The organism is Pseudomonas sp. Sample_9 (genome assembly GCF_004307535.1).
Classification (GTDB): Bacteria; Pseudomonadota; Gammaproteobacteria; order Pseudomonadales; family Pseudomonadaceae; genus Aquipseudomonas; species Aquipseudomonas mercuritolerans.
On sequence record NZ_RAZO01000155.1, the window covers coordinates 41,006 to 43,696 of the forward strand.

Consider the following 2,691-nt stretch of genomic DNA (forward strand, 5'->3'; position numbering starts at 1 on the left):
CCCAGCCGCCATTCACTTTTTCCTTTCCTGAGCTGGTTGCCACGGCAATCCCGTGCCAGCGTCGGGCGGGACCTGATCGTCGGCCTCAGCGGTGCGATTCTCGCCTTACCCCAGTCGATTGCCTACGCACTGATCGCCGGGCTGCCACCGGAATACGGGCTGTACGCCGCAATCATTCCGGTATTGATCGCCTGCCTGTGGGGTTCGTCATGGCATTTGATCTGCGGCCCGACAGCGGCGATTTCCATCGTGCTGTACGCCAGCGTCAGCCCGCTCGCGGTGCCGGCTTCCGAGGACTACATCACTCTGATCCTGCTGCTGACGTTCCTCGCCGGGATTTTCCAATGGTTGCTCGGCTTGCTGCGCTTCGGCGCGCTGGTGAATTTCGTTTCGCATTCGGTAGTGCTCGGCTTCACCCTCGGTGCCGCCGTGGTGATCGCCATCGGGCAGTTGCCCAATTTGCTCGGCCTGGAGTTGCCGGCCAACACCACGGCGCTCGCCAGCCTGATGGATCTGCTGCGACATCTGGGGGCTGTGGATAAACCTTCGCTGATCCTTGGCGTCGCCACGGTAATCGTCGGTGTGGCCCTGAAAAAACTCCTGCCGCGCTGGCCGACGCTGTTGCTCACGCTGGTGCTGGCCAGTCTGCTGGTGTGGATCTGGCCAGGAATGTTCGGTCATGTGCATCTGGTCAGCGCTTTCGTCGGACGCCTGCCGCCGCTGAGCGCCTTGCCGCTGGATCTGGAGGTGATCCTGCGCCTGCTGCCAAGCGCCGTGGCGGTGGGCATGCTCGGGCTGGTCACCAGTCTGTCGATCGCCCGTTCGATATCGGCGCGCTCGCAACAGTTGCTCGACGCCAATCAGGAAGTCCGCGCACAGGGTCTGTCGAACATTGTCGGTGCGTTCTTTTCCGGGTCGCTGTCAGCCGGATCGTTTACCCGCTCAGGTCTGAGTTACGAGGCGGGTGCCTGCTCGCCACTGGCCGGAGTGTTCTCGGCGCTCTGGGTGGCGCTGTTTGCGGTGTTCGGCGCGGGGCTGATCGCGCATATTCCGATCCCGGCCATGGCCGGCAGCATCCTGTTGATTGCCTGGGGTCTGGTCGATCATCGCGGCATTCGCGCTTTACTGCGGGTCAGCCGCGCCGAGTTCATGGTGATGGCCCTGACCTGTCTCGCGACCTTGCTGCTGGAATTGCAGACGGCGATTTACGCCGGGGTGCTGGCGTCGTTGTTCTTTTACCTCAAGCGCACCTCGCAACCAAGGGTGCAGCATTGGCGCGACGGTGACGACGATGTGCTGCGGGTGGGCGGTTCGATCTTTTTCGGCGCCAGCCATTACCTGCAGGTACGCCTGCAACGCCTGCATGGCGCGCGGGTGGTGATCGAGGCGCAACAGATCAACTTCATCGATTATTCGGGGGTGGAGATGCTGCACCAGGAAGCGCGGCGCCTGCTCGGCCAGGGTCGCAGCCTGACCTTGCGCCGGGCGCGGCCGCCAGTGGTGGAGGAACTGAGGAAGCTGGAGGGGGCGGAGAAGTGCCCGATCAGGTTTGAGGATTGAGCTGACATTGGTGGTGATGCGATTCGCGAACAGGCTCGCTCCCACATTGATCGTATTTCAATGTGGGAGCAAAGCTTAAAGGGCCAGTTGGCGGCGCAGCTCGGCGAGTACCGGCGCGGTATCCGGGCGTATGCCGCGCCACAGGTAGAACGCTTCGGCCGCCTGTTCGGCGAGCATGCCCAGACCATCCATCGCCAGCGCCGCGCCGTGCTCAGTGGCCCAGCGGCAGAACGCGGTCGGTTCCTTGCCGTACATCATGTCGTAGCACAAGGTCTGGCCCGGCTCGATCAGGCTTGGCGCAATCGGCGGCACGTCGCCGGTCAGGCTGGCCGAAGTGGCGTTGATGATCACGTCCACCGGCTCGCGCAGCCAGTCGAAACCACTGGCCGACACCGGCCCCAGATCGCCGAACAATTCCGCCAGCAGTTCCGCCTTGTCCACCGTGCGATTGGCGATGATCACCGAGGCCGGTTTCTCCGCCAGCAAAGGCTCCAGCGCACCGCGTACTGCGCCACCGGCGCCGAGCAAGAGGATGCGCTTGCCGGTCAGGCTGAAACCGGCATTGACCGTCAGATCGCGGACCAGTCCTGCGCCATCGGTGTTGTCGCCGAGCAGCGAACCGTCGTCCAGTTTGCTCAAGGTGTTCACCGCACCGGCGCGCTGCGCGCGGGCGGTCAGGCGGTTGGCCAGCCGGTAAGCGTCTTCCTTGAACGGCACTGTCACGTTGGCGCCGCGGCCTTCGCGAAAGAACGCCGTGGCGCAGCCGGTAAAATCATCCAGCGGCGCGAGCAGCGTGCTGTAGTCGAGGCGTTGGCCGGTCTGTTCGGCGAACAACTGGTGAATCATCGGCGACTTGCTGTGGCCGATCGGGTTACCAAAAACAACGTAACGATCCATCACCCGTCCTCAGGCCTCGGCCAGCCAGTCGCGATCCTGCAGGAAGTACTCGGTCAGGCGCGCTTCTGCGCTGCCCGGCTCGGCCTTCCAGTCATAACCCCAGCGCACTTGCGGCGGCAGCGACATCAGAATCGATTCGGTACGGCCACCCGACTGCAAGCCGAACAGCGTGCCACGGTCGTAAACCAGGTTGAATTCGACGTAGCGGCCACGGCGGAATTCCTGGAATTCGCG

The 2,691-nt window shown here is 63.7% G+C and carries 3 protein-coding genes; 1 reads left to right on the forward strand and 2 read right to left on the reverse strand.

What is annotated here, in order from left to right; translation table 11 throughout:
* Window positions 1-1,560: SulP family inorganic anion transporter (locus tag D6877_RS08225; RefSeq protein WP_130910448.1), on the forward strand; the 1,560-nt coding region annotated here is incomplete at its 5' end.
* Window positions 1,561-1,635: 75 nt separating this feature from the next.
* Here the strand turns inward: D6877_RS08225 and aroE are convergent.
* On the reverse strand, window positions 1,636-2,457 hold the full coding sequence (gene aroE, locus D6877_RS08230) for a shikimate dehydrogenase (protein WP_130910445.1): 822 nt from the start codon (window positions 2,455-2,457) through the stop codon (window positions 1,636-1,638).
* A gap of 9 nt (window positions 2,458-2,466) precedes the next feature.
* Window positions 2,467-2,691: coproporphyrinogen III oxidase (locus D6877_RS08235; RefSeq protein WP_130910446.1), on the reverse strand; the 225-nt coding region annotated here is incomplete at its 5' end.